Source organism: Pseudomonas sp. EA_65y_Pfl1_P113, from assembly GCF_963970525.1.
Classification (GTDB): Bacteria; Pseudomonadota; Gammaproteobacteria; order Pseudomonadales; family Pseudomonadaceae; genus Aquipseudomonas; species Aquipseudomonas tritici.
Genome location: NZ_CAXAQM010000612.1, coordinates 1 through 446 on the forward strand (window position 1 = coordinate 1; position 446 = coordinate 446).

A 446-nucleotide genomic window follows, 5' to 3' on the forward strand; every position below is an offset into this window, starting at 1 on the left:
TCGGACGCGATCCCACTTCGGATCTCGCGCTGCTCAAGATCGATGCGAAGAACCTGCCCTTCGTGAAGTTCGGCGATTCGGACGCGGCGCGCGTCGGCGACTGGGTCGTCGCGATCGGCAATCCGTTCGGCCTCGGCGGCACCGTGACGGCCGGCATCGTCTCGGCCAGCGGCCGCGACATCGGCAACGGCCCCTATGACGATTACATCCAGATCGACGCGCCCATCAACAAGGGCAATTCCGGCGGTCCGGCCTTCGACATGACCGGCAATGTGATCGGCGTGAACACGGCGATCTTCTCGCCGTCAGGCGGCTCCGTCGGCATCGGCTTCGACATCCCGGCCTCGACCGCCAAGCTCGTGGTCGCGCAGTTGAAGGAGAAGGGCTCGGTCACGCGCGGCTGGCTCGGCGTGCAGGTGCAGCCGGTGACCGCCGAGATCGCCGAC

General features: G+C 67.0%; 1 protein-coding gene. It reads left to right on the top strand.

Translation table 11 applies throughout. The features are described 5' to 3' along the window. Window positions 1-446: trypsin-like peptidase domain-containing protein (locus tag AACY52_RS31355; RefSeq protein WP_339561549.1), on the top strand; the 446-nt coding region annotated here is incomplete at both ends.